Here is a 25,309-nt window from a genome sequence, read left to right as displayed (position 1 = left end):
CGGTATGCAATACCGAAAGAAGATGACGGCGCTGCTCATAGCAGGGCTTGTAGGAACCGCTGCCCTGATACCGGCAGGTACAGCCTGGGGGGCCACCGGCTGGGTTGCGGAAGGTTCCCAGTGGAAGTATATAGACCAGGATGGTTCCGCTCATAAAGGCTGGGTAAAGACATCCGACGGAACCTTTTATTTTCTTGATCTCTCCACAGGCTTTATGGCTACCGGCTGGAAACAGATCAACGGAAACTGGTACTATTTTCATTCCAACGGCGCCATGGCTACCAAGTGGATACAAGACGGCGGAAAATATTATTACCTCATGGATGACACAGGTGTCCTTGTAAAAGGCTGGCTAAAAATAGGCAATGACTATTATTACATGAAAGGCGACGGTTCCATGTCCACCGGATGGCGGGAAATGGACGGCGGCTGGTATTATTTTAAAGAAAATGGTAAATGCACCATTGGATGGGGACAGATTGGAAGTGACTGGTTTTATTTCGGCTCTGACGGCAAGATGGTCACCGGATGGAAGCAGATCGATAACGCTTACTATTACTTAAATGTGGATTCCAAGTCCGTGTTAGGCCGGATGATGACCGGCTGGCTCAGTGACGGAACCAACAAGTATTACATGGACAGCAACGGAAAGATGGCCCATGGCTGGAAACAGATTGACGGCTCCTGGTATTATTTTAATGATTCCGGACATATGATGACCGGTTGGGTACAACTCTCCGGCGTTTATTATTATCTTGATCCATCTACCGGTAAGATGGCAGTAAATACTACCCTTACCATTGACGGAAAAAGCTATACCTTTGGCTCCAACGGAGCTTACCAGAACAATGCTTCTGGTTCTCCATCCGGTTCAACCAATGGAAACAGCCCCGGAGGTTCATCAAACAACTCCTCCAATGCACCGGGCGGGTCCAATTCGACTCCCTCAGGCTTTAATGGGCCAGGAGGCTCCTCTTCTGACGGTAATACTTTAAGCGGAGCCCCGGGAAGCTCTTCAAACGATACTCCTGGCGGGTCCTCAAATCCATCAGGCAATAACGGATATCAGTTGTCACCAGGGCTTACCAATGGCCCCGGCTGATCTCATATGAATTAGTATCTGTGTGGGTATCTGCACCTCGGCGCGGATACCCTTTTATTTACGCGGATAACGGACCGGACAGATAAGAATCAGTTTGCTTGGTGCTGCCGCGATAACCGGGGGAACTTGTAAAGCAGGTTTCTTCTGATTTTGTGCGCCTGTGTTTTTATTCCGTCAGCATGAAAGCACACAGCATTTCATAGTACTCGAATGATAAGGAGGTATCACATTGAGACACAAGAAAATAGGCATGCAGTTTGCCGCAGCAGCATTATGCGCCTTTATAGGAATATCTGCGGGGTTTGGCCCGGCCATGAATTCCTGGGCAGCAGGCTATGAAAAGGTCAATGGACATTATCAGCTTGCAAACGGTACGGTAATTGAAGAGGTAATTGCCAGAGGAATCGATGTCTCCAGATGGCAGGGGAATGTAAACTGGACCTCTGTGGCGTCAGATGATGTCAGCTTTGTCATGCTGGGCACCAGATCCAAGGGTGTTGTGGATCCATATTTCCATACCAATGTACAGGGTGCATCCGCAGCAGGGCTGAAAGTGGGCGCTTACATATATTCTCTGGCTACCACTCCGGATATGGCCAGGGAGGAAGCGGATTTTGTCCTCAATCTGGTAAAGGATTATCCCATCTCCTTTCCCATCGCGTTTGACGCGGAAGACAGCGCCACCCTTGGTACTCTCCCTCCTGCACAGGTAAGTGAAGTAATCAATGCATTCTGCCAGCGCATTGCAGATGCCGGATATTACCCTATCGTTTATGCCAATGATTACTGGTTATCAAATAAAATCGATTTATCCAATATGCATTATGACGTATGGGTTGCCCGTTATGAGGCAAAACATGTTTATTCCAATCCGATCATGTGGCAGGTCACCAGCACCGGTTCAATTAACGGCATCAACGGAAACGTTGACATTGACTTCCTCTATAAGGACTTAACTCCAAAGCTTCCGGGAAATATGTGGAGGACCATTGGTGGAAAGACCTATTACTACCAGAATTATTCTATCCAGAAAAATGCCTGGATCAACGACGGCTCCGGTTGGTTCTTTATGAACGAAGAGGGACTGGCTGCCACCGGATGGTTTGATAAGGATGGGCTGCGTTATTATCTTGACGAAACCTCCGGACGGATGAACACCGGCTGGAAACAGCTTTCTAACAAATGGTATTTCTTTAATCCAAGCGGCTCCATGAATACCGGATGGCTGACTGACAACGGGTCACGCTATTATCTTGGTTCAGATGGTGTCATGGCTACCGGCTGGCAGGAATTAAACGGCCAGTATTACTATCTGGATCCATCTTCCGGCCAAATGGCTGCCGGATGGAAGAACTTAAACGGCAAGTGGTATTTCTTACAGGAAAGCGGTGTGATGGCCACAGGCTGGCTTGATAACAATGGTGCCCGGTATTACTTAAATAATGACGGTTCCATGGCTACGGGCTGGTATACGGAAGGCTCTTCAAAGTATTATCTGGCAGGAAACGGCGCAGTTTCTACAGGATGGCAGTTCATCGATAACAGCTGGTATTTCTTTAACCAGAGCGGAGCCATGGCTACAGGCTGGATCAATCCTGACGGAAGCTGGTACTATCTTGCTAACGATGGAAAGATGCAGTCCGGATGGCTTGAGGAACGGGGAACCAGGTATTATTTAAGCACTTCTTCCGGTAAGATGACCGTAGGCTGGAGACAGGTCGATGGAAATTGGTATTACTTTGGCGGAAACGGCGCCATGGCAACCGGTATGACACAGGTAGGCGGCCTGCAGTATTACTTAAATCCGGCTGACGGAAAAATGGCTGCCTCTACTACCTTTGTACTGGATGGCGTCTCCTATACCGCTGATGCAAACGGTGCATGCACTGTGACTCCGCAGACAGCCTCAGGGCAGACAGAAGGAGAAACAACGGCAGAAAACCAGGCTGGCCAGACGGACGCTGCTCCTACTGATTCCGCCGCCAATCAGACAAAAGAAATCGGCCCTGGAATACATTAATGAGTGGCAGGAAGATCTGCTGCAAAACAGATTTGCAATGATAACTCATTCAAAGAAATAGCTCTATAAACAGGGAAATGCGCTTTGAAAACGGTTTTTTTAAGCCCGATTCAAAGCGCATTTCTTAATTCAAAGCCTTTTCCATCCACAAATATCATCTACTCCGAAAAGTTCTTCGTCTCCCCAACAATATAAATAGGCCTGTCCTTTAACTCCGCAAACAGGATAGCAATATAATTGCCAATAATCCCAACGATCAGGAACAGCACCGCAAACATAAAGCAGATCAGCACAATGGTGGTGGCATACCCGTTTGGCGTTCCTACCTTGCCCAGCTCCATATGGTGTAAATCATCATGATAATCCCCAGAACGCCTGCGCCGCACCCGGCATAGATACCAAGCTTCAGAGGCAGATTGGAAAAGCACATGATGGTATTTAAGGAAAAGACCATCAGCTTTTTAATGCTGTATTTGCTTTCTCCTGCTACCCTGACTCCTGCCTCATATTCAATGGTTGTCCGGTTAAAACCGATGTTTTGCACATACCCGCGGAGGAAGCGGACCTTTTCCCTGTAATTATCCTTTAGCACCTTGCCGGCCCGTCCGGATATTGCAAAAAAGTCAGAAGCATTTGGCTCAAATTTCACATCAGAAAGTACGTTAATCAAATGGTAAAAGGCAGAAGAGGCAAAATTCTTAAACCACCCTGCGGACTCATTTTTTGTACGCACCATATTGATAACATCATAGCCGTCCTCAAACTTCCCGACGATTTCCGGCAAATATTGGGGAGGATGCTGTAAATCCGCATCCATGCAGACGACCCCGTCCCCACTGCTGTAATCCAAACCGGCAATCATGGCAGCCTCATGGCCGAAGTTTCTGGAAAAGCTGATGACCTTTACCTTTTTATCCAGCCTGGACAAGTCGTCAAGAATCTTCATGGTGCCATCCTGGCTTCCGTCATTGACGAAAATCAGTTCGTAATCCCAGATCAGTTTATTTAAAATTCTGGCCGTTTCCTGATAGAACTGGTTTAGAGCCAACTCTTCATTGTAGCATGATACCACGACCGATAATGTTTTTCCCATATTTGCCTCCTAATGAATCAAGGGGATATGCTTTCATTTCCCGTTAATTCATAATCTCAAAGCTGAAAGGCGTTTTTCTTTCAGCCTTATGCTCCTCATACTATTGCTCTTCATTTGTTTCCTTTTTTATATAACATTGTTCAAATTCTGTCAATGCCTGGGCCGATTTTTCGCTGTAATCCCCGTTCACATCCACCGCAGCCAAAAGGTTTCCGTTGTCATAGCATATGGGTATCAGCTTTCCCTCCTCGATCAAATCCCTGACCAGGGTGTAGGAACGGTTCTCTTCTCCCGTATAGCCGGCCTGAACATAGACATAATCTGATTCTGCATAATCCATAAATTCCACGAAATAATCCATTTTCTTTACCAGGGTCACATTTCCCCATACCCCTGTAATGTCGTCATAAGATTGGACGTTGCATGGGAATGCCAGCACATCCGGGTGATCTCCAATGGCTATGAGCCGGGTTTCCGGGTCGGAGGCAAGAATATCCCATATCTCACCGTTCCCCTTTGATATCATATCCTGTCTGGCGGCCTCCTGATGGTCATAATAACCTTTATGATGGAATGACACAGGTGTAAAGCCAAGGCACCAATTCCAGCTGGTCATGGCCGTAAAAAATACGGAAAACATAAGCACCCAGACTCCGGCTCCTATGCCTCCCCGCCACACAGCCTTTTCCCTGGCTTCCGCCGCCGCCTTCAGGACATAGACCGTTGTAAGTACATAAAAAAGCATGAAATAGTTCCCGTCAACCTGGGTCAGCAGACCTAAGCTGATAAGATTGACCACCAAAAACGGCACATAGATGACCTTTAGAAAAACAGAAAGCTGATAATTCCTTCCTCTATCCACATTCTTGCCGTAAAAACGGCTTACAATCCACAATAAGAGAAGAAAAAAACAGCAGAAATCCACCCCAGGCAAGAATCACATGATCCATATCCTCTCCCACAGGACAAAAGAAAAATCCATGAAGCCGGTTTACTAAGTGCACTGCTCTTTCTTTTACGCTCATTCCTGCGCCGTAATTAGGTATGCTGTTGACCATGAATGGGTATTTCAGGTGAAATCCTATCTTTGTAAGCAAGGAGGAGAATACCGAGGTAAGGGGAATGCCTGTTAATACCAAAGTCCTTGCCCAGATTCCCCCTAAGGCCAGAAGCGAGCCTGCCACAACTGCCAGGCCACCGCCATTTCCTGCCTCCGCCCCAAATTTGGGAAACATGAACTTGCCTAACAGATATAAAAATCCCATTCCAAAAACAGCGGTGGAGAAGACCAGGGCCGTTGGTTTTAAGGTCAGGCTGAGAAAAAAAGCTGACGTCCCATATCCCAGGTAACGCCAGGACTTTCGCCCTGCTTTTATATAACACAGCAGGTAATACACCATGATCTCCTGGACAAGCAGTGTGATAATATCGCTTTTGGCTGTGACCGCCATATTCATGATGCCTGGAACTCCTGACAGCAGGGCCGCCAAAAAGACCGCCTGCTCCCGTTTCATATAAAAACGGCCGATTTTATAGCCCATAAAAAGGACTCCCAAAGACAGCCACAGGTTGACCGAAGTTACGAAGCTATAGGAAGGGAGCTGGGACAGGGGCAGGGTCAAGACCTCAAAGCCTTTGGAATAGGTGTAGACGATCCCTATGGTGCCCAGATTTTCATAAATTCCATGGCCATTGTCCAGGATATACCGGGATCTGACTCCATACCACAGGCTGTCATAATCCACGGCAATATTTAACCGCCCCGCCTGAAGGCACACCATTGACAGGATAAATGCCAGTAAAAAAATCTCTTTTCCGCTGAAAACTATACCATTCTCTTCCCCTTCATCGCCCAGACAGGACCTTCCGAAAAGAAGCAGGATCCCGCCGCTGACAATAACAAACACGGTCAGGTGAGTGATGGAGCCAATGCCAACAGCCGACATAAGGCAAAACGTGACAATGAGAAAGGCCGCGCCTGTGAGAAAGTCGGAAGCCAGCCCGTCAGCCTTTGGAAGCCTCCATAGGTCTACCCGGAGGAAACGTCCGAAGAACAGGATATATGCCAGATAAAGGCCGGAGGCCAGCACCGGAAGAAAGGCTACGTGCGCCCACAAAAAGAAGGCCGTAATAAGGACCGCCGCTATAAGCTTCTGCCTGTTCTTAGGGAATAAAAATCCACACAAACAGAAGGCAGCAAACAGCTCCGCCGTCTCTGCCATCATGGTCTTATATTCACTCTGGTTCATGATCCACTGAAAAACTTCCTGGTTTAAGATCTGATTCAAGGAATACAGGATTCCTGCCGCTGAAAAAAACCATAAACAGCAGGACCCCAATTCCACGTTTCTGTGATCGGCCCATAAAAACCCCCGACTGTCATTTTGTATACGAATGAACCAATCGGATATACCTGCATATCCAATTAATTCATAAACAAGGAGTTGAAAGATGTCTTTCTCTCAACCTTACCGTTTAAAGTCATTTCGAAATACGCTGTACCCGTTTTCCTGTAAAATCGTCAGCGCACTTCGTACCTTGGCCCCGCTGTCTGCCAGGCCTCGCCTGTACTCAAATTCCTTCCGCAGCTGGTCATCACTGGCTGTTTCAAAGTTCAGGGCCAGCTCTGCCCTTATTTCATAGTTATTCCTGCGGTAAGGGGCCTTTTTTTATCTCTGTGTAAGTGGTATAGCAGTTCCCTGCCAGAAACAGCACACAGGCCCCCCAGGCGGCGATCTGAAGGAAAGGCTTCCCCTTCTTCTTCCACTGCCTGGATAATAAGGCAAAGGTCAGTAAGATTCCAAGGATACCGGACTGGAACTGAAGGGCATATCTGGAGCTTAAGCCGTAATTTTCATTAAGAAATATCCACCTGGACAAAAGGATGAGCACGTGGTTCAGTCCTCCCGATAGGATGAGAATGACAGGAAGGACTGTTTTCTCATACAGACGGTACCTTAAATTTACCCACAGTGCAAGCAGATACAAAAGGATAACCAGAAAACCAAGGATCAGATAGGGCGCATTGGTCCGAAACATTTCCTCAGCCTGTTCTCCTCCTACCACCATGGAAGAAAAAGATTTCACGAAAAAGCGGAGGAAAAAACCGGGAGTATCCCGTAACTGGACAGCCAGAGGAACGGTTGCCGAAGCCGCGTGGTCTTCCACTGCATAGGCATTGCTCCATAAATAAAGCAGGAGGGGGATCAGGGCGCAAAGGCCGTTTAACCCCCATCTATTTCTTGAATCACCCTTTTTTAACAGGAACATCAGGCCGCAGGCCAAAATTACTGTCACCGAATAGATTGCGCAGTAAGGACCTGCCACCAGCAATGTTGTTAAAAACGGAAGGAGCAGGAGTTTTGTCCTGTCATATTTCTTTTCCTGTCCGCTCCATACCCGGTCCATCACCTCAAAATGGTAATAAAAGCAGGCAAAGGACAGGAAATGGGCCCAGCCGCTTCCATTGACCAGCATTTCCCACTTGTTAAGGCTGAAAAGTACTATCATTAAAGCCCCATACCAGCCAGGAGAAATCTTTCTGCGGCTGCAGTAGCTTCCCAGAGCCAGCCCGGAAAGCCCCAGGGCCAGAACGCCTAATACCCGGTCAAACATAATGTTGTATCCAAAAAACGAGACATTAAGGATCCTTCCCAGATAATTGACCGGAATTCTGGTCAGGATATCCGGCACAAAGAACTTGGCCGGATTCCATACGTCAGGCAGATAACTGTTCACAAGGCGGACGTAATCGGAATAAATTCCGTCACAGGTGGCCGTAAAAATATACCAGAGGCCAAAAACAGTCCCCAAAAGAGGAAGCAGGCCATACAGATACTTTCGCTTCATGCATTTCACCTCTGCCCTTAATTTGCTGTTATGGAAGCAACAACGGAGAGATGCTTTTCTCCTCTTTGCTCCGCTGCATCCTCATAGAAAAAGTTACATTCAAAGGCCAGCTCCGTGACCTGAAGGGCCGGCGCGTCAATTTCAGCTGTAACCGTATTGGAAGTGATAGGAATGACCTGGCTTGCCCCCCCATTTACAGTCACAGTGATCTGCTCAAGGCCGGTAATAACGCCGGGATAATAGAATTTAAAACCGATCTTTCCTTCTTTCCCTACCATGATCCTGACTTTGGCGCTTTCATCCAGCCAGCCGTCTCATAGCAGCCATAGACCAGTTCAAATTTTAAGTTCCGGACAAAATCCGTCACATCCTGAAATGCATTATGGGCCGGGTCTTCCCTCAATATGAGCATGTTTGGAGTCACCAGTCCGATATCGTGGATGGACTGAATAAAAGTAACCTCGGTCCCCTCTGCCAGCCGTTCTTTATCAAAGGTTTTGAAAAAGGTCCTGGCAGTAAAATCGCTCATCTCATAGGAATTGCCGATGATGTAAATTTTCTTTCCGAATATCTCATTCTCATATTTCCCGAAAGTCTCTTCTGCCAGGGAGTTGTACCGCAGCTGGGAAGGCCAGTAATAAAGATTCTCGTATTTCCCCCGGTAAAAGCTTTCAACCGGAAGCATGAGAACACCGTAAAAAAAGGAACAGGCCACAGTATAAAAGAGGCTTGGCAAGCTTTGTTTTTACCTCCCCCTTCGGTACCGCCACACCACACATGTAAGCGGCAAACAGCCATGCTGCCGTCATGGAAACATAAATCCACCGGGTCTCCACCCGGATTGTGACGCTGGAAGAGCCGATACACAGGGCGATGAATAAAAGAAACAGGCAGATCACAGGGAGACGTTTTTTTCAGCTGTTCCCGCTCCCGTATAACGGTTATAAGAAAAATCACGGTCATAATAAGGAGAAGAAAGTCTGCAAACACGACAAAAACATGAACCCAGTAAGGCGATCTTCCCCAGCTAAGTCCATTTAAATGATCAGGGCCTGCATTGATCCCGAATACATAAAGCACCTGGCTTAAAGCATACCGGAAGGTATCCGAAAGGCGGAAGGTATCCGCCACATCCGTTCCCCCTGTCCCTGCCGGAGAAATGCTTCCGATGGTAAGAAAACGGATCGCCTGAACCGCCAGGAACGCCCCGGTTATGCTGAGCCATGGCTTTGGACCTTTTTCCTTTTTCATGAGAAACGTAACATAAAACAAGGGCAATAGTACCATGTAACGTTCATGGATGAAGCAGACGGAAAAATACATTACGGTTGCAGCCGGTACAAACCACTTTCTCTCCGCTTCATCAGTCAGATAGCGGTAGAGACAGTAGAAAATGCCGATTGCGGCCCACAGCGCCATGCTTTCCATCAGGCCGTATACCTGGCTGATCTGGTAATAGGACATCCGTGATAGCAGGTATAAAATCCCGCAAATAAAACCAATCAGCCTCCTGCCTGACAAACGCTTTCCAAACCGGTAAACCGTATAGGCAATGCAGGTGTTTAAAAGGATATTAAAGGGAACAAACCAACCGATGTGGTTCCCGAAAACCATCAGCTCCAGCCAGGCAGCCAGATAATAAACAAAACGGAACCGGGTGCTTCCCAGAGGGAATACAAATTCGCGGAAAGACTGTTCTCCGTAACAGGACCAAAGATATAAATCATCCATATAAAGCCCTTTTATCTCAATTCCCCTGTTTATGAAAAAAGCAAATCCCAGCAAAAGTGCGGCTGCGATGACCTCATCCTTCCACCCAGATATCCATTGTTTATCTTTCATCTCTAGCCCCTTTCTTATCTTAATCTTCGCACCTCTGCATCAGAGCTGCTAAAGAACCGTTCCTCCAGCATCAGGCAGAGGGCATGGTATACCGGAAGGTGGAGTTCCTGTATTTTAAAGGTCTCAGTTTCCGGAACCACCACAGTCACATCCGCTGCCATCTTTAAAAGGCCTCCGTCTTTTCCTGAAAGGCCAATGGTTTTCATGCCAATGGCTTTTGCTGCTGTTACGGCATACATGACATTTTTCGCATTGCCGGAGGTGGATATCCCCAAAAACACATCCCCCTTCTTTCCATATCCATAAGTCTGCTGGGCATAGGTCAGTTCCCCGTCCACATCATTTAAATATGCTGTAGAAAGGCCGGGATGACCGGTTAAGGCAATGGCAGGAAGACCTCCCTGAAGCTTTTCTCCCAATTCTTTTCCAAGCTTTGGGTCTGCCTCTAAAAGCTTTCTGGCAAAATCTTCTGAAACAGCACGGCGTTTTACAAAGCCCTTCATCAATTCTCCCACGATATGCTCTGCATCCGCACAGCTTCCGCCGTTTCCGGCGATCAGCAGCTTTCCGCCGTTTTCATAGCAGGTTACAAGAATCTCGTAAGCTTCCCTGATTTGAGGCTTTACACAGGCCAGCACAGGGTAACGTTCTATCAGCTGTTCTAAATAGTTCATGGGTTCCATGTTTCTCACACTCCTTCTCTGTTCAGTATCCAGTCCGCAGCTTCTTTCATGGCAGGGGCATAGAAGTCAAAAGAATTCTTTTTCTCTGACTGGGTCAGATTGCCGTATAATTCTTTTCCATATCCGGTTCCTACCAAAACTGTGCCCACTCCGTATCTTCTTCCGGCTTCCGTATCCAGAAGCTTATCGCCGATCATATAAGAATGGGACTTGTCCACCTGAAAGCTTGTCTCCGCCATTTCAAACATTCCTGTTTCCGGCTTCCGGCAGTGACATTCCATCCGGTATTTTCCGATCCCATGAACCGGATGGTGGGGGCAGTAATAAAAGCGGTCTATTTGGGCTCCTTCTTTTGAAAGAAGGCGGTTTAAATATTCATGGAGAGCTTTTACATCCTCTTCCTCATAATATCCCCTTGCCATTCCGGCCTGGTTGGTTACCACCACAAGCTTAAATCCCTGCTCCTTAAGCCGTCTTAGGGCTTCCGGAACCCCTGGAAGAATCACCAGATCCTCAGGCCGGTGTAAGTATTCCACTTCTTCGTTGATGGTTCCGTCCCGGTCTAAAAATATGATTCTGTCCATGGTTGTTATCTCCTTTTACTGCACTTTTTATTTCACAGGAATTACATCCTGAAGATTAAAAACGCTCTGATATGGATGCGCATGCCGCACAAATATAATATGGCTGCCGAAACGGCTGAGCTCCGGTGCAAGAGTCTGCAAAGCAGACTCTTTAAGCCTACACGTTAAAATGATATTCGCCTCCTGGGATGGCTACCCGGACCTCCTGGTAATCCCAGCGTTTTTCATCAGTGATCCACGCCTGGGCGCCACGCAGTTCAAAGTTCCAGTCCGTAAGCTGTCCTCCGGCTGCTTCCATCCGTGCAGCCACCTTATGGCGGACATTATAAGGACAGTACACCAGAAGGAACCCGCCTCCGCCGGCTCCTAAAAGCTTTCCTCCCAAAGCCCCTGCCTTTAACGCTTCCTCATAAAGCTCGTCAATATGGGGAGTGGATATCTTGCTGCTCATTCGCTTCTTACTCTTCCAGCCGTAATCCAGAAGTTTTCCAAAGCTGTAGAGATTTCCTTTTAACAGCTCATCCTTCATGGCGTAAGCAAGAGCTTTTACCTCGCACATAGCATCAAAGGGATCCTTTTTTTTCATAATTCTTTACCTGGTCCTTTATGATGTTGGCGGATACATGGATGTTTCCTGTATAGCATAGGAGCAGATTGTATTGAAGCTCATGTATGATTTCTTTTTTTATGCGGAGAGGGTTGACCACCACATTATTGCGGCCATGGAATTCAATGAAGTTAAAGCCTCCGAAGGCAGCGGCATACTGGTCCTGATATCCGCCGTCGATCTTCAAGTCCTCTCTCTCCACCTGATAGGCTAAGTCTGCCATGGCATAGCTGTCCATTTCCACGCCTTTCCATTTGGCCATGGCCGTTAATAAGGCCACCATAACGGTGGATGAGGTTCCAAGGCCTGATCCCGGAGGGGCATCGCACTGTAAGTACACCTCACAGCCCTGCTTGATATTCATTGCCTTTAATGCTGCTGTTACCAGATCCAGACGTCCGTCATATACATAGTTTTCTTTTGTATTGTACTTGACCGTCATATCAAAGTCCAGGGAATGTACGATGATCTGGTCATCCTCTCTTGGTACGATGGAGCAATATGCGTACTTATTGATGGTGCTGCCGATGATGGCTCCTCCCTGCTCCACACAGAAGGGAGCTACATCGGTTCCTCCTCCGCCAAAGCTCACCCGCAGGGGAGCACGTCCTCTGATTACCATAAGTTCACTTCTCCTTTCCTCACATCTTCTGCAAACCGGTAATAATCTTCCGGAATTCCGATATCAATGAAATACCCATCGCTTACAAGACCGCCCAGCTTTTTTCTCTCTGAAAGCCACTTTGGAATCATTTCCTGTTCCAGAGATACCTTTCCTTCAGGAATCTCGTCAAGCAGATCACGTCTGAGTAAGTAAATGCCGCCGTTAATGGTTCCCCTGCGCTTTTCCTCAGTTTTTTCATTAAAGGACGTAAGCCAGCCGTCTTTTAAAACAGCCTGTCCGTAACGGGATACATCAGGTACCTCCCGGAGTACCAGAGCCATGTCCAGGTCCCGTTCTCTGCCAAGCTCCATAAGGCTGCTGTAGTCAATCCGGTAAAAGGTATCCGCATTCAATACAAGGAATCTGTCTGACTGTATTTGGGATCCTGCATTTTTAATGGCTCCTGCAGTTCCTAGCAGCTCTTCTTCATATGCATAAGAAACCTGGATTCCCCATCTGGACCCGTCTTTGAAGTATTCTTCCACCATAGAACCTTTATAGCCTACGGCAAAAATGATCGAGTTTACTCCGTGGCGGACCAGCTCTAATACCACATATTCCATAAACGGCTTGTCTCCGATCAGCGCCATGGGCTTTGGCCTGTCGCTTACCACGGAACGGAGCCGTGTGCCAAGGCCGCCTGCCAGTAAAACTGCCTGCATAACTGTATCCTCCTGACATCTTTTCTAATGGTTATTATAGCACAAGTCCGCAGTGCAGGCTCATAAAACCTGCGGTTTTATGAGCTCACGGGCATTCGCCCTATGAAATAAGTCATGAAAAGACTTTCTTATGTGCAAGCACAACGAAAATCTTTCCCTGCCTTATTTCGCACTGCTCATTGCTTTCGTGGATAGTATAGCATACATCTTCTTCAACAATCCATAAAGATCATTTCTGCAAATTCCCTGCCCTGGCCCGCAGCATGCCTCCCAGGCCATGAATGGCCTTCCTTCCTCCTATTGCAAAAAGGACCGGAAGGACAATCCCCAGAACAAGGTACAGGACATGAAGTTCCGGATAGGAATGAGGAAATGCCCCCTGATTTTCTGCAGGCTCCAATATTATCTGGGCGTAAATCCGGTCACAAATCTTAAACGCCAGGAAATGGAGAGCCATGATATCAAAGGAATATTTTCCAAGCAGGGCCGCAGCCTTCCCTGCCATTGGAACCTTCTGCAAACATTTAGCTGCGTAGCAGCAAAGATAAATACCTGCTGCGGAAATGATATAAAAATTGATTCCTCCCGGTATCTGATTGGCGGACAACTCCACACTTTCCTCTGTAAACAACAGGAAATAATAGAAAAGTCCTGCACACAGGGCTGCACCATACCATGTCACATATTTTTCTATGGAGATCTTCCATGTCCGCACAGCATATCCGCCGTAGTAGACCGGGATCACAAGTAAGGCTGTCTGAAGGTGGTAATTTAAGAATATCTCCCTCTGGGTAAGAACTGCGCCAAAAAGCCCGGCTCCGATACAGAGAAACGCTGCAGCCCATGGCCGGAAAGCTGGCGGAAGATAGTTCCGGCAGAACCAGAGGATGACCGAAAAGCCTGTTCCAGCCGCCAGCATGAGAGGCACGAACCACATGGCTCCTGACGGGACTTCCGGACAGCGCAGGAGCAGGGTATTTGTCATGGCAAGGATCATCTCCTTTTTGCCGTAAGAATCGGACAGAAAAAGAAGATACTTTGAAAACAGGTTATGTAGTAAAACGAACAGGCCCCCATAGCAGAAATAGGGCACCCACATATTCTTTAACCTCCGTGCAAAAAAGCCAAAGGGGGCATCCCCGTAACGCTCTTCATTATACAGGTATCCCGAAATGAAAAAGAATATGGCCAGATGGTAATAATACACCGTCCGAATGGCAATCCCCAGATTTTGGGAATGTCCGAACACTATGGAGACGATTCCGATCCCTTTTAAAATATCCCAGAACAGAAGCCGGTCTCTTTTTTTCTCTTCCATGTGATTCTCTTCCTTTCTTCCTGCCTTCCCCTTAGTTCCTTTCTATCGATTCAAGTGCGGCACGGCACCTCGCCCGGTCAGGCCGGGACGAGGATGCTTAAAGCTTTGCTGTTTAAAAATCTTCTCCTATTACATTCCAGGCTGCTTCTATGCTGTGGTATTTGCGGATATAATTCTGGGTTTCCAGACACATCTGCTTACACCGCCCAGCATCCTGATACAGGGAAACCACCTCTCCTGCAAAGGCCGCCGGCTCATCTCTCACCACCATGACCTTCTCTGCCTCAGGGATTCCTTCTGCACCAATGGATGTGGTGACCACCGGAGCACCGTTATATAAGGCTTCGATGACTTTTCCCTTAACACCTGCGCCGTAACGCAGAGGCACCACCACAACCCGGCAGCTTAAATAAAGCATTGCCAGTTCTTCTTCTGATACAAATCCCTTGACAATGATTCCGCTGCCCGGCTGCTCCAGAGCCTTAATCTCATCTGTCACCTTAGAACCCACGATGTAGAAATTGATGGGAAGCTGTTTCCGGATTAAAGGGAATATTTCCTGTGCAAACCACAAAACTGCATCTGCGTTAGGCGGATGGGCAAATCCTCCAACAAACAAGAGTCCTTCCCTCTTCTCAAAATCATCAGGGATGTGGTTTAAGAACTTTTCGTAAACATAGGCTACAATGGCTTTCACATGGATAGAAGGCTCTATCTCATGAATGGCCTCCCGTTCCACATAGGAGGGATAATAGGATACCGCAGCCTTTCTCATAAGGCGAAGCTCCAAGGATTTCCAGTACTCGGAGGACTCCCTCTTCTTAGGATCTCCGGTCAGCTCATACTCTCTGCCTTCCCTTAAGAAATGCAGATCATGCCCATAATAAATCATCTTAATATTTGTTTTATCCTTGATAAAATCCACATACTTGGTGGCTATATGAGGACGGTTCAAATAAGCTACCTTAATATCATTTCCATGCTCCTTTAACCAGTCCCATATCTTTACCTGGTATTCCCTGCCGTAAAGGATCTCAATTCCCATCTCCTGTAACGCGGTGGAATAAGGTTCTTCATGAAGGAAATTATCCCCCAGGAATTTTACCACATAACCCTTTTCCAGGAACATCTTCAAATACTGGAAGGTGGTCTTGGAGCCTGCATCCCGGTCATAAGTGGGAACATAATGGTCCACTACCAGGATAATATCCTTGCCCTGGCTTCTCTCCCTTGCCCGGAATACGTCGGGATTTCCGTCGTTTTCACTCTGTAGTTTAAATTCTGCCGCCCACTTTTCCCTTAACTTAAGGCCATTTTCTACCTGATACCGCTTAAGACCTGAGCCATTGACATCCGTTCCGTTGGAAATGCCCTCAAAATGAATGACCTTGGACAGAGGCTGGTAAACCACCCGAAGGCCCGCCTTACGTACCTCAAAGGCAAGGTCAGAATCCTCACAGTAGGCCGGGGCAAAACGGTCGTCAAATCCGCCGATCCGTTTCCATAAGTCATTGGAAAGAAGGATGGCGGCCCCGGATATATAGTCCACATCTTTTACATAGTTGTATTCCGGCTTATCCGGATCGTCAAGGCGTCCGTAATTCCAGCCGGAGCCGTCACGGAATATGATCCCTCCTGCTTCCTGCAGGCGTCCGTCAGGATAGACCAGCTTGGAGCCACCATGCCGATGGTTGGGTCTGATTCGATTAAGTTCACCAGGCTGCTCAGCCACCCTTCTGTCACCTGGGTGTCATTATTTAAGAACATGACATATTTTCCTCTGGCAGCTTTTGCTGCCTGGTTGCAGTTCCGCAAAAACCCCTGGTTGGTCTCATTGCGGCATATGACCACGTTTTCCGTGAATTTTGAAAGCTCGGCCGTTGCATCCGTGGAAACATCGTCCGCTATAATGACCTCATACACCACGTCCCTGGTATGCTCCAGAATAGACGCAAGGCAGGCATAGGTATAATGGATCTGATTGTAGACCGGGATGATAATGGATACCATTGGGTGACCCTCTTTTATAAAACGGAGCTTTCCGTGGGTCCGGTAGGCATCTCCAATCTTCATATCCCCTTCGATCAGGTTCCTCCCTTCCTCTGTTGTATAGAGGCGGAAAGATTTAAGCGGATGAAATACCGTATCCTTGGCGTAGAATAGCAGCTTCCGCTTTCTGGTTCCCTTTGGAAACCTTTCGTTAAAGATTCTTCCCAGCTTTCTTCTGGCGCGGAAGGTCAATGCCTCGTGCCCCTGAAGCCAGGAGATCATTTCCCTCATATCGTCACAATCCGTCCGGAGAGTCTGAATGATCATCTCCTGGTTGGTCACATGATTGTCGGTCAGGCGCTTCTCCTCCTGCTGCCTGGTGATGAGCACATCCTTTTCCCGTATCTCCATTTCCATCTGGGAAAGGCGTTCCTTTGTCTCATCGATCACCTGGGATAAATCATACATATCCTCAGGCAAGGCATGGGTTTCCTGCATGTAATTGACCAGATAGATCTGCTGGTTCTCTCCATGGACATATTCCTGGAAGCAGCGTTCCATTTCCGCATATGTTGGGATGCGGTCTGCCTCAACACCGAATTCTTCCATAAAGGTTTCCATAGAATCATAGGATAAAAGGCTTTTATATTGCTCGTAAAAGTAATAAAGAACCCTGAATTTTATAAAAGTGACCGGAACCGGGAAGGAAAATACCCATTCATAATCCAGGAGATAAGGACCGTCCTGTGTCATCATAATGTTCTCAAAAAGACAGTCAATATTGGAGGTTTTAAACGCCCAGTCTTTTTTATGATTCCATCCGCCTCAGCAAGCTTACCGAACACCTCTTCAAATTCAGCCGTAATGGTAAAGGGAATGATGCAGTTTTCTTTCACGCCAAGGATCAGGGAAAGTGCGTCTTCCATTTGGGATACTGGAATCTTCCCATTGCTGATCTCCCTTCCCAATAGCTCGGAAAGGGTCTGTCCCTTAAGGAAATCGAAACGGGCAGTCTTTTCATCCGGACTTATGGAAACCCCGGTGACCTTAAGCCCCTGGCTTTGGGAAGCAAGGCTTTTATATTTTTCCCCAAGGGATTTTATATGTGCAACGCCCTCAGGCCTTAAGGCTGTCTTTTCTACAAAAGGACAGCCATCCTCTTCCACCAGACTGGTGCGGATCTGGAACGCCTCCCTGCGGGTCTTGTTGTATTTCACAAAATTAATTTTCTTCATAACGGCTCCAAATGGTTAAAAATGAATTGGCAAATGTCTCAAACTGTTTTCCTTCGCATACCTCGTCAAACATCTTTCCCAAATCAAACCTCAGATATTTGGGATAATCATAGGCAAGAATGGCATGAGTCAGATCTCCCTTGCCCGGCAGATATTCATCGGAATACATGGTGACCGGCAGGCGGTAATCCGGCATGGGATAATAAAATTCTGCCTTTCCCTGCTGTCCGTCTTCTCCGCACAAAAGTTCTAAGACCTCTGTCCTTGAAAGACGGTCCCTGTCAGCAGCCGCACCGGCCTGATATTTAAGTCCCAAGCGGTTGCATATGGAAAAAAATCAGCTTTCCTTCCGGCTTTAAAAGGGATTTTGCCTTTTCTATATGCTTGTCATAGGGCGGCCTTAAGGACCCTACCATCACCACATAATCAAAGCCTTCCTCTTCAAAGGAGTCTAATTCCCCGGTTATATACCGGATGTTTTCCTGTTTTTCGTTTCGCAGCCGGTTGACCGACAGATTATTGCGGTCAGGGTCAAGGACAGTCACCTGTCTGACCCGCCTGCTGTACAAGCCGGTCAGGGCACCGTAGTCGGACCCTATCTGCAGCAGGGAACCCGCCTCATCAAATTCATACCACTCCAGCAGGTTCTCACGTATATCGGATAAAGCATACAGGTAATCCAGGTTTGGATTTTCCTGCAGCAGCTTTTTTTGTATCTCCATTATATTTTAAAAACAGCTTCTTAAGTTCAGGGCTGATATCATTCATGGACGTTTCCTCCTCACTCTCCTGCCCGGTAAAGCTTTAAGCTTACTTCCGGTTCCATATCATAAATACCTACCGTATTTTTATTGGAAATGACCGTAATGTTTGCAATGTCATACAGGCGGTGGTAAACCACATGCTCTCCATTTTCAAATCCCGTGCAGCTCATGGAAAGAAGATACTCCCCTCCCTGAAGGGTCATTTTCTGGTTAAATTCCACCTCATATTCATCGCCTTTTCCCACGGCCTGCACATCAGAGGCCTCGTACATGGTATTGGTGCCGGTTAAATCGGCGCCCCGTTTATCTTTAATGGTATAGGTGAAGATCGGTGTCTCGATTTGGGTATGAAAATGGATCCGCTCCTTTATGGTAAAGTATTCCCCTTTAAGAAGGAGATTGGTCACATTTCCTCTTTCGTCCAGAAGCCCGAAATCCACGATCTCCGCTCTCTTGTCGCCGTATTCGGTACGGCTTGGATTGATTGTCAGCTTTTCCTTCATAAGCCCTTCCTGGCGGGAGTTTTTAGACTGTGCCAGAACAGATGCCTGTTCCCCGGAAAAATCGCTTAATATACCGCTTCGTATCTCTTCCAGTTCTTCTCCAAGGTCGTCCATCTGATTCGCCAGGATCTTTTTATAGAGATCCACCATCTTTCCTGGCTCTCCCTCGGCAATAAAATTGCCCTTGTTTAATACTACCACACGGTCGCAATATTTGATAATCGCTCCCATATCGTGAGTGACCATTAAAATGGTGGTCCCATTCCGGCGGATTTCTTCCATGCGGCGGTAGCATTTGGCCTGAAAGAATACGTCTCCAACGGATAATGCCTCGTCAACAATAAGGATTTCAGGCTCCACGTTGATTGCCAGCGCAAATGCCAGACGGACGAACATACCGCTTGAGTAGGTTTTTACAGGCTGATAAACAAAATCCCCGATGTCCGCAAAGTCCAGGATGTCCTGAAGCTTCCCATCCATCTCTTTTTTGGAGAAGCCCATCATGGTGCCATTCATGTAAATGTTTTCGATTCCAGTATAATCCATATTAAATCCGGCTCCCAGCTCCAAAAGGGCGGAAATTACTCCGTTTACCTCTAAACTGCCTGAGGTGGGCGTAAGGACTCCGGTAATGATTTTCAGTATGGTGGACTTGCCCGATCCATTGGTTCCGATGATCCCCACGGTCTGTCCTTTTTCCACATCAAAAGAAATGCCGTTTAAGGCATAGAAATCCCTGTGGTAATTTTTGTGAGTCACGCTTAAAGCCTCTTTTAAACGGTCAACAGGCTTTTCGTATAGTTTATAGATTTTTGTTACGTTGTTTACAGTTATTGCTTTGTTGTTACTTTTTACGGACATTGAATCCTCCATGTTACATAAAATTATCCCACAGGTCCGCAGTGCAGCCTGCAAAACTTTCTATTTCGCACTGCTCATTGCTTTCGTGAAGGTTACAGCACATCGGAAAAGTGCGGGCGGAGCTTTTTAAATACTTTTAGCCCTATAAGCATCAGGACAATGGTCACTGTCCAGAAATAAAGTCCCAGAGTGGGCCGTTCTGTCAGCCAGTTTCCGGTCAGCATGCTGTCCCGGTATCCGGCCACGATATAATAAAAAGGATTTAGCTTAAGCAGAACCGGCAGCCAGGAGGGAATTGACGGAAACATCTCCGGCGCCCACATAATCGGCACCATCCACATCCCAAACTGCAGGCAGATCCCTATGATCTGAGCCATATCCTTGAAAAACACATGAATGGCACTGGTAAAATACGCAATGGCTAAAGACAGCATGGAGCTTGCAAAGGAATAATACAGGATCTGCACCCAGCTTGCCTTTGGTAAATAGCCGTAGCAGAAAAATACCAGGATCATGATGATTGCAAAAATGCCATGTACCATCATGCAGGAAATCATTTTGATGACCGGAAGGATTTCCACCCGGAACACCACCTTTTTTTACCAGATAATTATATTCCTGAAGACAACCGGTTCCCATGTTCAGCACCTCGCTGAAATAAAACCAGGGCACAATGCCCGGAATCAGCCAAAGTACATAAGGATAATCCGGGACAGGAGGCACGCTTTTAAAGCCCATCTGGAATACAAAAAAGTATACCAGTACCGTTGCCATAGGCTGCAAAAACATCCATGCGATCCCAAAATAGGAACCTACAAACCGTTTTTTTAAAATCCGCCTTTGACAGATCCAGAATGAGCTTTCTCTTTGCAATTATTTCTTTTATTAAGGAAACCAGATAATTCATGGTTTTCTCCTCTCACTAAAATTTGAAGGTATCCCGGATTCCGCTCCACTTTTGATCTTTATCAGAAATGATCAGCTCCATACCTTCCTCGATCGGCCAGTCAATGCCGATTTCCGGATCACTCCACAAAATTCCGCCTTCATCGCCTGGGTGATAAAAATCGGTACATTTATATGCGAATTCCGCCTCATCAGACAAAACTAAAAATCCATGGGCAAAGCCTTCCGGAATGTAGAACTGCTTTTTATTTTCCGCTGACAGCTCCACACCGAACCATTTTCCATAAGTTTCGGAAGCGGAACGCAGGTCCACTGCCACATCAAACACCTTTCCTCTTACAACCCGCACCAGCTTTCCCTGAGGAAACTGCTTCTGGAAATGGAGCCCCCGCAGCACGCCTTTTACGGACATGGACTGGTTGTCCTGTACAAAAACCATGTCAAGTCCGGCTTCCTTAAAATCATTCTGATTATAGGTTTCCATGAAATATCCTCTGGAATCGTGAAATACCGCAGGCTCAATGACACAAAGTCCTTCTATTCCGCATGTTGTTACTTTTATCTTTCCCATAATTTATGCTCCTTTAACTTTAAAAACATTCTTTTACTTGTAGCATTCTACCACAAGTTTGACCAGATTTCTATATATAGGGGGATTTTTATTTAAATAAGCCGCTTATTGGCAGGAGATTCCAGGAATAATAAAATGCGAAAAATGTCTTTTGGGGGAAGCAAAAAATGCTGCCTCTTATACGTATGTACAAGAAAGCAGCATTTTAAAATACTCTTTATGGATTTTTATCCGTATATTTGTTTAACAATTTTTTTTCAGTACAATAACCATTAATATGGTTATATACATCGAGAGCGCCTACCATGCAATGTTGCATAATCCAGATTAATTTCTGCTGATGCATTTCACGATTAAAGTAGTCATGAGTTATCTCATTGCGTATTAATAATTCCTGAAGAAATGTTTTTTTCCGCTTTTGTCTGCCTGAATTCAAAGGTATCAAAGCTGCTTATGCAATAACGTAGAGAAGCAGCATTTTTAACAATTCCTTCTTCTTTTCTCATAAATATAACTAGATCCTTAAATACCTGCGTAAAATCATTCAACTTTGCAGTTACAATATCAATACAATCCATTTGTATATCGGCATTTTCTGTTTTGTCATACAATTGGCTTTTCCGGATCATTCTTTCTGCGCATTCTTTAAAAAAACTGAAGCATTTCGCTAATCTGCATCACATTGACTGGTTCCTTTTCTGTAACCGGCTCAAGATTAAGCTCTTTTAAAATGTCTTCATTGAATTTCATACTGCAGCCCTCGCCTTAGCTTCTTCCAGCTTCCGCCGGCATCTCACTTCAAAAGCCTTAAGCTCTTTTGGAAAGTAATCTGTAAACTGAACTCTGGATTTTAACGGAGCACAGTAAATAGCAGCTTCAACAGTAAGATCAATAAAAAAATATATCGCTCTTTATTCCCTTTTCATCAAAGTGTTCTTCCAGATACAGAGACAGTCTTTTATAAAGATCGAAGTTTTCTGTATAAATTGCAATATCAATGTCACTCTCTCCTTCTTCATAAGCCGTTGTCAAGTAACTGCCAAAAACAAAGACATTATATTCCGTATCACCAAACGTTCTTTCCACTTCCTTTTGCAAATCCAGAAGCTCATACAGACGTATCATCGCTTTTTCTTTTGCCGCATTGTCTACTGCCATATTCATCAGAATCCTCCCTTCTGCCGCTTGCTTATTGTATATATTATATCCCATCTAACGCCGGGATACAACATATTAAATATTTCATGCAAACTGCATCCGGGAAAAGACATTTTTTATTTATTACTGCTTAACAATAAACGACTTCCTCTTACTAACCACATCAAAAATAACCGCCGCCATAAGAACCGCACCCTTTACCACCTTCTGAAGGTTCTGGTCCACGCCCATAATGCTCATCCCTAAGTTCAGCACGCCCATAAGGGTTGCGCCCACGATTACTCCCGGTACGGTTCCGCTACCGCCGTATGCGGAAGCGCCTCCGATGAAGCAGGCTCCGATGGCGTCCATTTCATAGCTGTTTCCTGCTGTAGGATTGGCAGAATTTAAACGGGCCACGGTCACCATGCCTGCCACTGCTGCCAGAAGTCCCATATTCAAATAAGCGAGGAAATACACCTTATTGGTGTCAATACCGGACAGTCTGGTGGCTTTCTCATTTCCGCCCACAGCGTAAAAATACCGCCCTGTGGTGGTCTTGGAAGAAATATAACTGTAAATCCCAATGATCACGGCCACCCAGATCAGGGCATTGGGAATGCCTTTATATTTTGCCAGCTTATACATAAAGAACAGGACCACAGAACTGATGAGAACCATTTTGATTGCCATGCCCCCAATTGGATCCACCCGGTATCCCTTTTGAAGCTTTTTTTCTGCGGTTTATAAGTTCCAGGGCCACAAAAACCAGGCAGGCGATGATTCCCGCTAAAAAGCAGGTCAGGTTAAAGCCCTCCATGCCGAATATATCCGGTACATAGGTATTAAACAGATTCAAAAACTGATCCGGAATGGGAGACAGGGTCATTCCCTGCAGGACCACATTGGATAACCCGCGGAACATGAGCATGCCTGCCAGGGTCACGATAAAGGGAGGGATCCGCACATAGGCGATCCAGAACCCCTGCCATGCACCTACCAGCATACCGATGATCAGCATTGCAAGCATGGACAGATAAGGATTGATCCCCATGGTGATCATCATGGTTCCGCCCAATGCTCCTACAAAACAGACCACAGAACCTACGGATAAGTCGATGTTGCCTCCTGTAAGGATGCAAAAAAGCATGCCGGTTGCCAGAATAAATACGTAGGCATTTTGAGCAACTAAGTTGTTCACGTTCTGGGGCAGAAGCATTTTTCCTCCGGTGTTGGCCGTGAAAAGAATGATTACTACGGCCAGAACGATGACCATCGTATATTTTTTTAATCCTTCCGATAATTTCATCTTATTCTCCATCCTCTACTCACCTTTCCTCTGATCTGTCCGCTTTTCTGGGCCTTCAGGTATACCCTCAGGGTGTTTATCTGATTTTAAAATACAGGCCATGATCTTCTCCTGGGTTGCCTCGGCCGCACTGACCTCTCCCACCATACGGCCTTCATTCATGATATAAATGCGGTCGGACATTCCAAGTACCTCAGGAAGCTCCGACGATATCATGATGATCGATTTTCCTTCCGCAGCCAGGCGGTTGATGATACAGTATATTTCATATTTTGCGCCCACATCGATTCCTCTGGTGGGCTCATCTAAAATCAGAATATCAGGCTCTGCAAACATCCATTTTGAAAGAAGGACCTTCTGCTGGTTTCCGCCGCTTAAATTTCCTACATTCTGTTCCACAGTGGGACACTTGGTTTTTAACTTATCCCGGTAATCCTCTGCCACAGCAAATTCCTTATCCCTGTCAATAATGGAGCGGCGGCTGACAGCCTGCAGATTTGCAAGAGTCGTATTGATCCTGATGGGATTTCCAAGGATCAGGCCATTGCCCTTCCGGTCCTCGGTAACATAGGCAAGCCTATGGCGTATAGCCTCTCTTACTGAGTTTAGCGTTACCTCTTTCCCTTTGATTCGGACCGTTCCCGAGATATTGACGCCGTAGCTCTTTCCAAAAATGCTCATGGCAAGCTCTGTTCTTCCGGCGCCCATCAGGCCGCAGATTCCCACGACCTCTCCTTTCTTCACATAAAAGGAAACATCATTTACCACTCTCCGGTCTGAATACAGAGGATGGCAGGCATTCCAGTGCTCCACCTCCATGGCCTTTTCACCGATTTCCACGCCATCGCGCTTTGGAAAGCGGTCCACCAGTTCCCGGCCTACCATGCCTTTGATGATCCGGTCCTCGGTAATATCATCCTTTTTCCTGTCCAGTGTTTCTATGGTTGAGCCGTCGCGGATGACTGTGATCTTATCCGCAACATAGGCAATTTCATTCAGTTTATGAGAAATAATAATAGAGGTTAATCCCTCTGATTTAAATTTTAACAAAAGCTCCAGAAGCGCTTTGGAATCATCTTCATTTAAGGATGCGGTAGGCTCATCAAGGATCAAAAGCCTGGCATTCTTTGCAAGTGCCTTTGCGATTTCCACCAGCTGCTGCTTTCCCACGCTGATATCCTTGATTAAGGTATGGGAGGATTCCATAAGTCCCACCGTATTTAAGTACCGGTCCGCCTCCCCATAGGTTTCATTCCAGTTGATTGCGTACCTTTTCCCCTTTTCATTGCCCAGATACATGTTTTCAGCAATCGTCATATAGGGGACAAGAGCCAGCTCCTGATGAATGATGACGATTCCCTTCTGTTCACTGTCACTGATACGGTTAAATTTGCAGATTTCTCCGTTATAAATAATATCTCCCTCATAGGTGCCATAGGGATAAATGCCGCTGAGCACGTTCATCAGGGTAGATTTGCCGGCTCCATTTTCACCCACCAGGCGTGGATCTCACCTTCCTCTACCTGAAGGTTTACATTATCCAGAGCCTTAACGCCTGGAAATGTCTTGGTTATGCTCTTCATTTCCAAAAGTATTTTTGCCAAGAATAT

General features: G+C 46.5%; 23 protein-coding genes and 4 pseudogenes. 2 read left to right on the top strand and 25 right to left on the bottom strand.

All coding sequences use genetic code 11. The features are described 5' to 3' along the window. The first annotated feature begins 4 nt into the window (after positions 1 to 4). Together JCM10519_RS07200 and JCM10519_RS07195 are read left to right on the top strand one after the other, a co-directional pair. Positions 5 to 1,102 carry a cell wall-binding protein gene (locus JCM10519_RS07200; protein WP_054738402.1) on the top strand — a complete coding sequence of 366 codons (1,098 nt, stop codon included), beginning with the start codon at positions 5 to 7 and terminating at the stop codon, positions 1,100 to 1,102. A 229-nt stretch (positions 1,103 to 1,331) separates the two neighbouring features. Further along, a complete protein-coding gene (locus tag JCM10519_RS07195) occupies positions 1,332 to 3,122 on the top strand; it encodes a GH25 family lysozyme (RefSeq protein ID WP_054738401.1) in 1,791 nt (596 codons plus the stop codon). 158 nt (positions 3,123 to 3,280) lie between these two features. Here JCM10519_RS07195 and JCM10519_RS27385 read toward each other — a convergent pair whose 3' ends face one another. The 25 genes and pseudogenes from JCM10519_RS27385 to mmsA form a co-directional block, all read right to left on the bottom strand. Further along, the gene (locus tag JCM10519_RS27385; protein WP_347843424.1) at positions 3,281 to 3,463 is read right to left on the bottom strand and encodes a hypothetical protein; all 183 of its coding nucleotides are present in this window, start codon (positions 3,461 to 3,463) and stop codon (positions 3,281 to 3,283) included. Next, positions 3,445 to 4,215: a glycosyltransferase family 2 protein gene (locus JCM10519_RS07190; protein ID WP_347843423.1), complete on the bottom strand. Its 771-nt coding sequence runs from the start codon at positions 4,213 to 4,215 to the stop codon at positions 3,445 to 3,447. The genes JCM10519_RS27385 and JCM10519_RS07190 overlap by 19 nt, the downstream gene beginning before the upstream one ends. A gap of 100 nt (positions 4,216 to 4,315) precedes the next feature. Continuing rightward, positions 4,316 to 5,077: a hypothetical protein gene (locus JCM10519_RS07185; RefSeq protein WP_054738400.1), complete on the bottom strand. Its 762-nt coding sequence runs from the start codon at positions 5,075 to 5,077 to the stop codon at positions 4,316 to 4,318. After that, a complete protein-coding gene (locus tag JCM10519_RS07180; protein WP_347843422.1) occupies positions 5,070 to 6,464 on the bottom strand; it encodes a hypothetical protein in 1,395 nt (464 codons plus the stop codon). Before JCM10519_RS07180 ends, JCM10519_RS07185 begins: the two co-directional genes overlap by 8 nt. 394 nt (positions 6,465 to 6,858) lie before the next feature. Next, positions 6,859 to 8,064 carry a hypothetical protein gene (locus JCM10519_RS07175; protein WP_347843421.1) on the bottom strand — a complete coding sequence of 402 codons (1,206 nt, stop codon included), beginning with the start codon at positions 8,062 to 8,064 and terminating at the stop codon, positions 6,859 to 6,861. 17 nt (positions 8,065 to 8,081) lie between these two features. Then, a complete protein-coding gene (locus tag JCM10519_RS27380) occupies positions 8,082 to 8,342 on the bottom strand; it encodes a hypothetical protein (RefSeq protein WP_347843420.1) in 261 nt (86 codons plus the stop codon). Next, a complete protein-coding gene (locus tag JCM10519_RS27375) occupies positions 8,336 to 8,593 on the bottom strand; it encodes a hypothetical protein (protein WP_347843419.1) in 258 nt (85 codons plus the stop codon). The genes JCM10519_RS27380 and JCM10519_RS27375 overlap by 7 nt, the downstream gene beginning before the upstream one ends. Beyond that, positions 8,590 to 9,906: a hypothetical protein gene (locus JCM10519_RS07170; RefSeq protein ID WP_347843418.1), complete on the bottom strand. Its 1,317-nt coding sequence runs from the start codon at positions 9,904 to 9,906 to the stop codon at positions 8,590 to 8,592. Before JCM10519_RS07170 ends, JCM10519_RS27375 begins: the two co-directional genes overlap by 4 nt. Before the next feature lie 14 nt (positions 9,907 to 9,920). After that, the gene (locus tag JCM10519_RS07165; RefSeq protein WP_054738398.1) at positions 9,921 to 10,589 is read right to left on the bottom strand and encodes an SIS domain-containing protein; all 669 of its coding nucleotides are present in this window, start codon (positions 10,587 to 10,589) and stop codon (positions 9,921 to 9,923) included. Positions 10,590 to 10,594: 5 nt separating this feature from the next. Beyond that, entirely contained in the window at positions 10,595 to 11,173 is a 579-nt protein-coding gene (locus tag JCM10519_RS07160) for a D-glycero-beta-D-manno-heptose 1,7-bisphosphate 7-phosphatase (protein WP_054738397.1), read from the bottom strand. Positions 11,174 to 11,330: 157 nt separating this feature from the next. Beyond that, a pseudogene (locus JCM10519_RS07155) lies at positions 11,331 to 12,402 on the bottom strand (GHMP kinase). Then, the gene (locus tag JCM10519_RS07150) at positions 12,396 to 13,106 is read right to left on the bottom strand and encodes a sugar phosphate nucleotidyltransferase (RefSeq protein WP_054738396.1); all 711 of its coding nucleotides are present in this window, start codon (positions 13,104 to 13,106) and stop codon (positions 12,396 to 12,398) included. Before JCM10519_RS07150 ends, JCM10519_RS07155 begins: the two are co-directional and overlap by 7 nt. 229 nt (positions 13,107 to 13,335) lie before the next feature. Next, positions 13,336 to 14,424 (bottom strand): acyltransferase family protein, encoded by a 1,089-nt coding sequence (locus JCM10519_RS07145; protein ID WP_054738395.1) that lies wholly within the window; start codon positions 14,422 to 14,424, stop codon positions 13,336 to 13,338. A gap of 112 nt (positions 14,425 to 14,536) precedes the next feature. After that, positions 14,537 to 15,199, bottom strand: coding sequence for a glycosyltransferase family 4 protein (locus JCM10519_RS27370; protein ID WP_347843487.1), 663 nt, complete (start codon positions 15,197 to 15,199; stop codon positions 14,537 to 14,539). Between the two features lie 779 nt (positions 15,200 to 15,978). After that, on the bottom strand, positions 15,979 to 17,169 hold the full coding sequence (locus tag JCM10519_RS27365) for a glycosyltransferase family 2 protein (RefSeq protein ID WP_347843417.1): 1,191 nt from the start codon (positions 17,167 to 17,169) through the stop codon (positions 15,979 to 15,981). Then, positions 17,166 to 17,648: a hypothetical protein gene (locus JCM10519_RS27360; protein ID WP_347843416.1), complete on the bottom strand. Its 483-nt coding sequence runs from the start codon at positions 17,646 to 17,648 to the stop codon at positions 17,166 to 17,168. The genes JCM10519_RS27365 and JCM10519_RS27360 overlap by 4 nt, the downstream gene beginning before the upstream one ends. Then, positions 17,635 to 17,964, bottom strand: a complete 330-nt coding sequence (locus JCM10519_RS27355) for a hypothetical protein (RefSeq protein ID WP_347843415.1) — start codon at positions 17,962 to 17,964, stop codon at positions 17,635 to 17,637. Before JCM10519_RS27355 ends, JCM10519_RS27360 begins: the two co-directional genes overlap by 14 nt. After that, positions 17,954 to 18,370, bottom strand: coding sequence for a class I SAM-dependent methyltransferase (locus tag JCM10519_RS27350; protein ID WP_347843414.1), 417 nt, complete (start codon positions 18,368 to 18,370; stop codon positions 17,954 to 17,956). Before JCM10519_RS27350 ends, JCM10519_RS27355 begins: the two co-directional genes overlap by 11 nt. Before the next feature lie 59 nt (positions 18,371 to 18,429). Continuing rightward, positions 18,430 to 19,776 carry a Wzt carbohydrate-binding domain-containing protein gene (locus tag JCM10519_RS07130; RefSeq protein ID WP_054738394.1) on the bottom strand — a complete coding sequence of 449 codons (1,347 nt, stop codon included), beginning with the start codon at positions 19,774 to 19,776 and terminating at the stop codon, positions 18,430 to 18,432. A 92-nt stretch (positions 19,777 to 19,868) separates the two neighbouring features. Further along, positions 19,869 to 20,683 (bottom strand): annotated as a pseudogene (locus JCM10519_RS07125) (ABC transporter permease). Positions 20,684 to 20,698: 15 nt separating this feature from the next. Then, the gene (gene rfbC / locus JCM10519_RS07120; protein ID WP_054738393.1) at positions 20,699 to 21,253 is read right to left on the bottom strand and encodes a dTDP-4-dehydrorhamnose 3,5-epimerase; all 555 of its coding nucleotides are present in this window, start codon (positions 21,251 to 21,253) and stop codon (positions 20,699 to 20,701) included. A 374-nt stretch (positions 21,254 to 21,627) separates the two neighbouring features. After that, positions 21,628 to 21,882 (bottom strand): hypothetical protein, encoded by a 255-nt coding sequence (locus tag JCM10519_RS07115; RefSeq protein WP_054738392.1) that lies wholly within the window; start codon positions 21,880 to 21,882, stop codon positions 21,628 to 21,630. Between the two features lie 259 nt (positions 21,883 to 22,141). After that, positions 22,142 to 22,417 (bottom strand): nucleotidyltransferase domain-containing protein, encoded by a 276-nt coding sequence (locus JCM10519_RS07110; RefSeq protein ID WP_347843413.1) that lies wholly within the window; start codon positions 22,415 to 22,417, stop codon positions 22,142 to 22,144. A 117-nt stretch (positions 22,418 to 22,534) separates the two neighbouring features. Next, a pseudogene (gene mmsB / locus JCM10519_RS07105) lies at positions 22,535 to 23,711 on the bottom strand (multiple monosaccharide ABC transporter permease). A gap of 3 nt (positions 23,712 to 23,714) precedes the next feature. Further along, positions 23,715 to 25,303 (bottom strand): annotated as a pseudogene (gene mmsA / locus JCM10519_RS07100) (multiple monosaccharide ABC transporter ATP-binding protein). Positions 25,304 to 25,309: the final 6 nt, after the last annotated feature.

The organism is Clostridium sp. NkU-1 (assembly GCA_001312405.1).
Note: the sequence above shows the minus strand (reverse complement) of the source record. Positions and strands in the feature narration are given on the sequence as shown.

What these genes read in the sequence shown, in the direction of transcription:
- JCM10519_RS07200 (WP_054738402.1), top strand. Translation starts at nt 5, where the DNA reads ATGCAATACCGAAAGAAGATGACGGCGCTGCTCATAGCAGGGCTTGTA.
- JCM10519_RS27385 (WP_347843424.1), bottom strand. Translation starts at nt 3,463, where the DNA reads ATGGAGCTGGGCAAGGTAGGAACGCCAAACGGGTATGCCACCACCATT.
- JCM10519_RS07190 (WP_347843423.1), bottom strand. Translation starts at nt 4,215, where the DNA reads ATGGGAAAAACATTATCGGTCGTGGTATCATGCTACAATGAAGAGTTG.
- JCM10519_RS07180 (WP_347843422.1), bottom strand. Translation starts at nt 6,464, where the DNA reads ATGAACCAGAGTGAATATAAGACCATGATGGCAGAGACGGCGGAGCTG.
- JCM10519_RS07175 (WP_347843421.1), bottom strand. Translation starts at nt 8,064, where the DNA reads ATGAAGCGAAAGTATCTGTATGGCCTGCTTCCTCTTTTGGGGACTGTT.
- JCM10519_RS27380 (WP_347843420.1), bottom strand. Translation starts at nt 8,342, where the DNA reads ATGGTAGGGAAAGAAGGAAAGATCGGTTTTAAATTCTATTATCCCGGC.
- JCM10519_RS27375 (WP_347843419.1), bottom strand. Translation starts at nt 8,593, where the DNA reads ATGAGCGATTTTACTGCCAGGACCTTTTTCAAAACCTTTGATAAAGAA.
- JCM10519_RS07170 (WP_347843418.1), bottom strand. Translation starts at nt 9,906, where the DNA reads ATGAAAGATAAACAATGGATATCTGGGTGGAAGGATGAGGTCATCGCA.
- JCM10519_RS07165 (WP_054738398.1), bottom strand. Translation starts at nt 10,589, where the DNA reads ATGGAACCCATGAACTATTTAGAACAGCTGATAGAACGTTACCCTGTG.
- JCM10519_RS07160 (WP_054738397.1), bottom strand. Translation starts at nt 11,173, where the DNA reads ATGGACAGAATCATATTTTTAGACCGGGACGGAACCATCAACGAAGAA.
- JCM10519_RS07150 (WP_054738396.1), bottom strand. Translation starts at nt 13,106, where the DNA reads ATGCAGGCAGTTTTACTGGCAGGCGGCCTTGGCACACGGCTCCGTTCC.
- JCM10519_RS07145 (WP_054738395.1), bottom strand. Translation starts at nt 14,424, where the DNA reads ATGGAAGAGAAAAAAAGAGACCGGCTTCTGTTCTGGGATATTTTAAAA.
- JCM10519_RS27370 (WP_347843487.1), bottom strand. Translation starts at nt 15,199, where the DNA reads ATGAGAAAGGCTGCGGTATCCTATTATCCCTCCTATGTGGAACGGGAG.
- JCM10519_RS27365 (WP_347843417.1), bottom strand. Translation starts at nt 17,169, where the DNA reads ATGATGACACAGGACGGTCCTTATCTCCTGGATTATGAATGGGTATTT.
- JCM10519_RS27360 (WP_347843416.1), bottom strand. Translation starts at nt 17,648, where the DNA reads ATGAAGAAAATTAATTTTGTGAAATACAACAAGACCCGCAGGGAGGCG.
- JCM10519_RS27350 (WP_347843414.1), bottom strand. Translation starts at nt 18,370, where the DNA reads ATGGAGATACAAAAAAAGCTGCTGCAGGAAAATCCAAACCTGGATTAC.
- JCM10519_RS07130 (WP_054738394.1), bottom strand. Translation starts at nt 19,776, where the DNA reads ATGTCCGTAAAAAGTAACAACAAAGCAATAACTGTAAACAACGTAACA.
- rfbC (WP_054738393.1), bottom strand. Translation starts at nt 21,253, where the DNA reads ATGGGAAAGATAAAAGTAACAACATGCGGAATAGAAGGACTTTGTGTC.
- JCM10519_RS07115 (WP_054738392.1), bottom strand. Translation starts at nt 21,882, where the DNA reads ATGATCCGGAAAAGCCAATTGTATGACAAAACAGAAAATGCCGATATA.
- JCM10519_RS07110 (WP_347843413.1), bottom strand. Translation starts at nt 22,417, where the DNA reads ATGAATATGGCAGTAGACAATGCGGCAAAAGAAAAAGCGATGATACGT.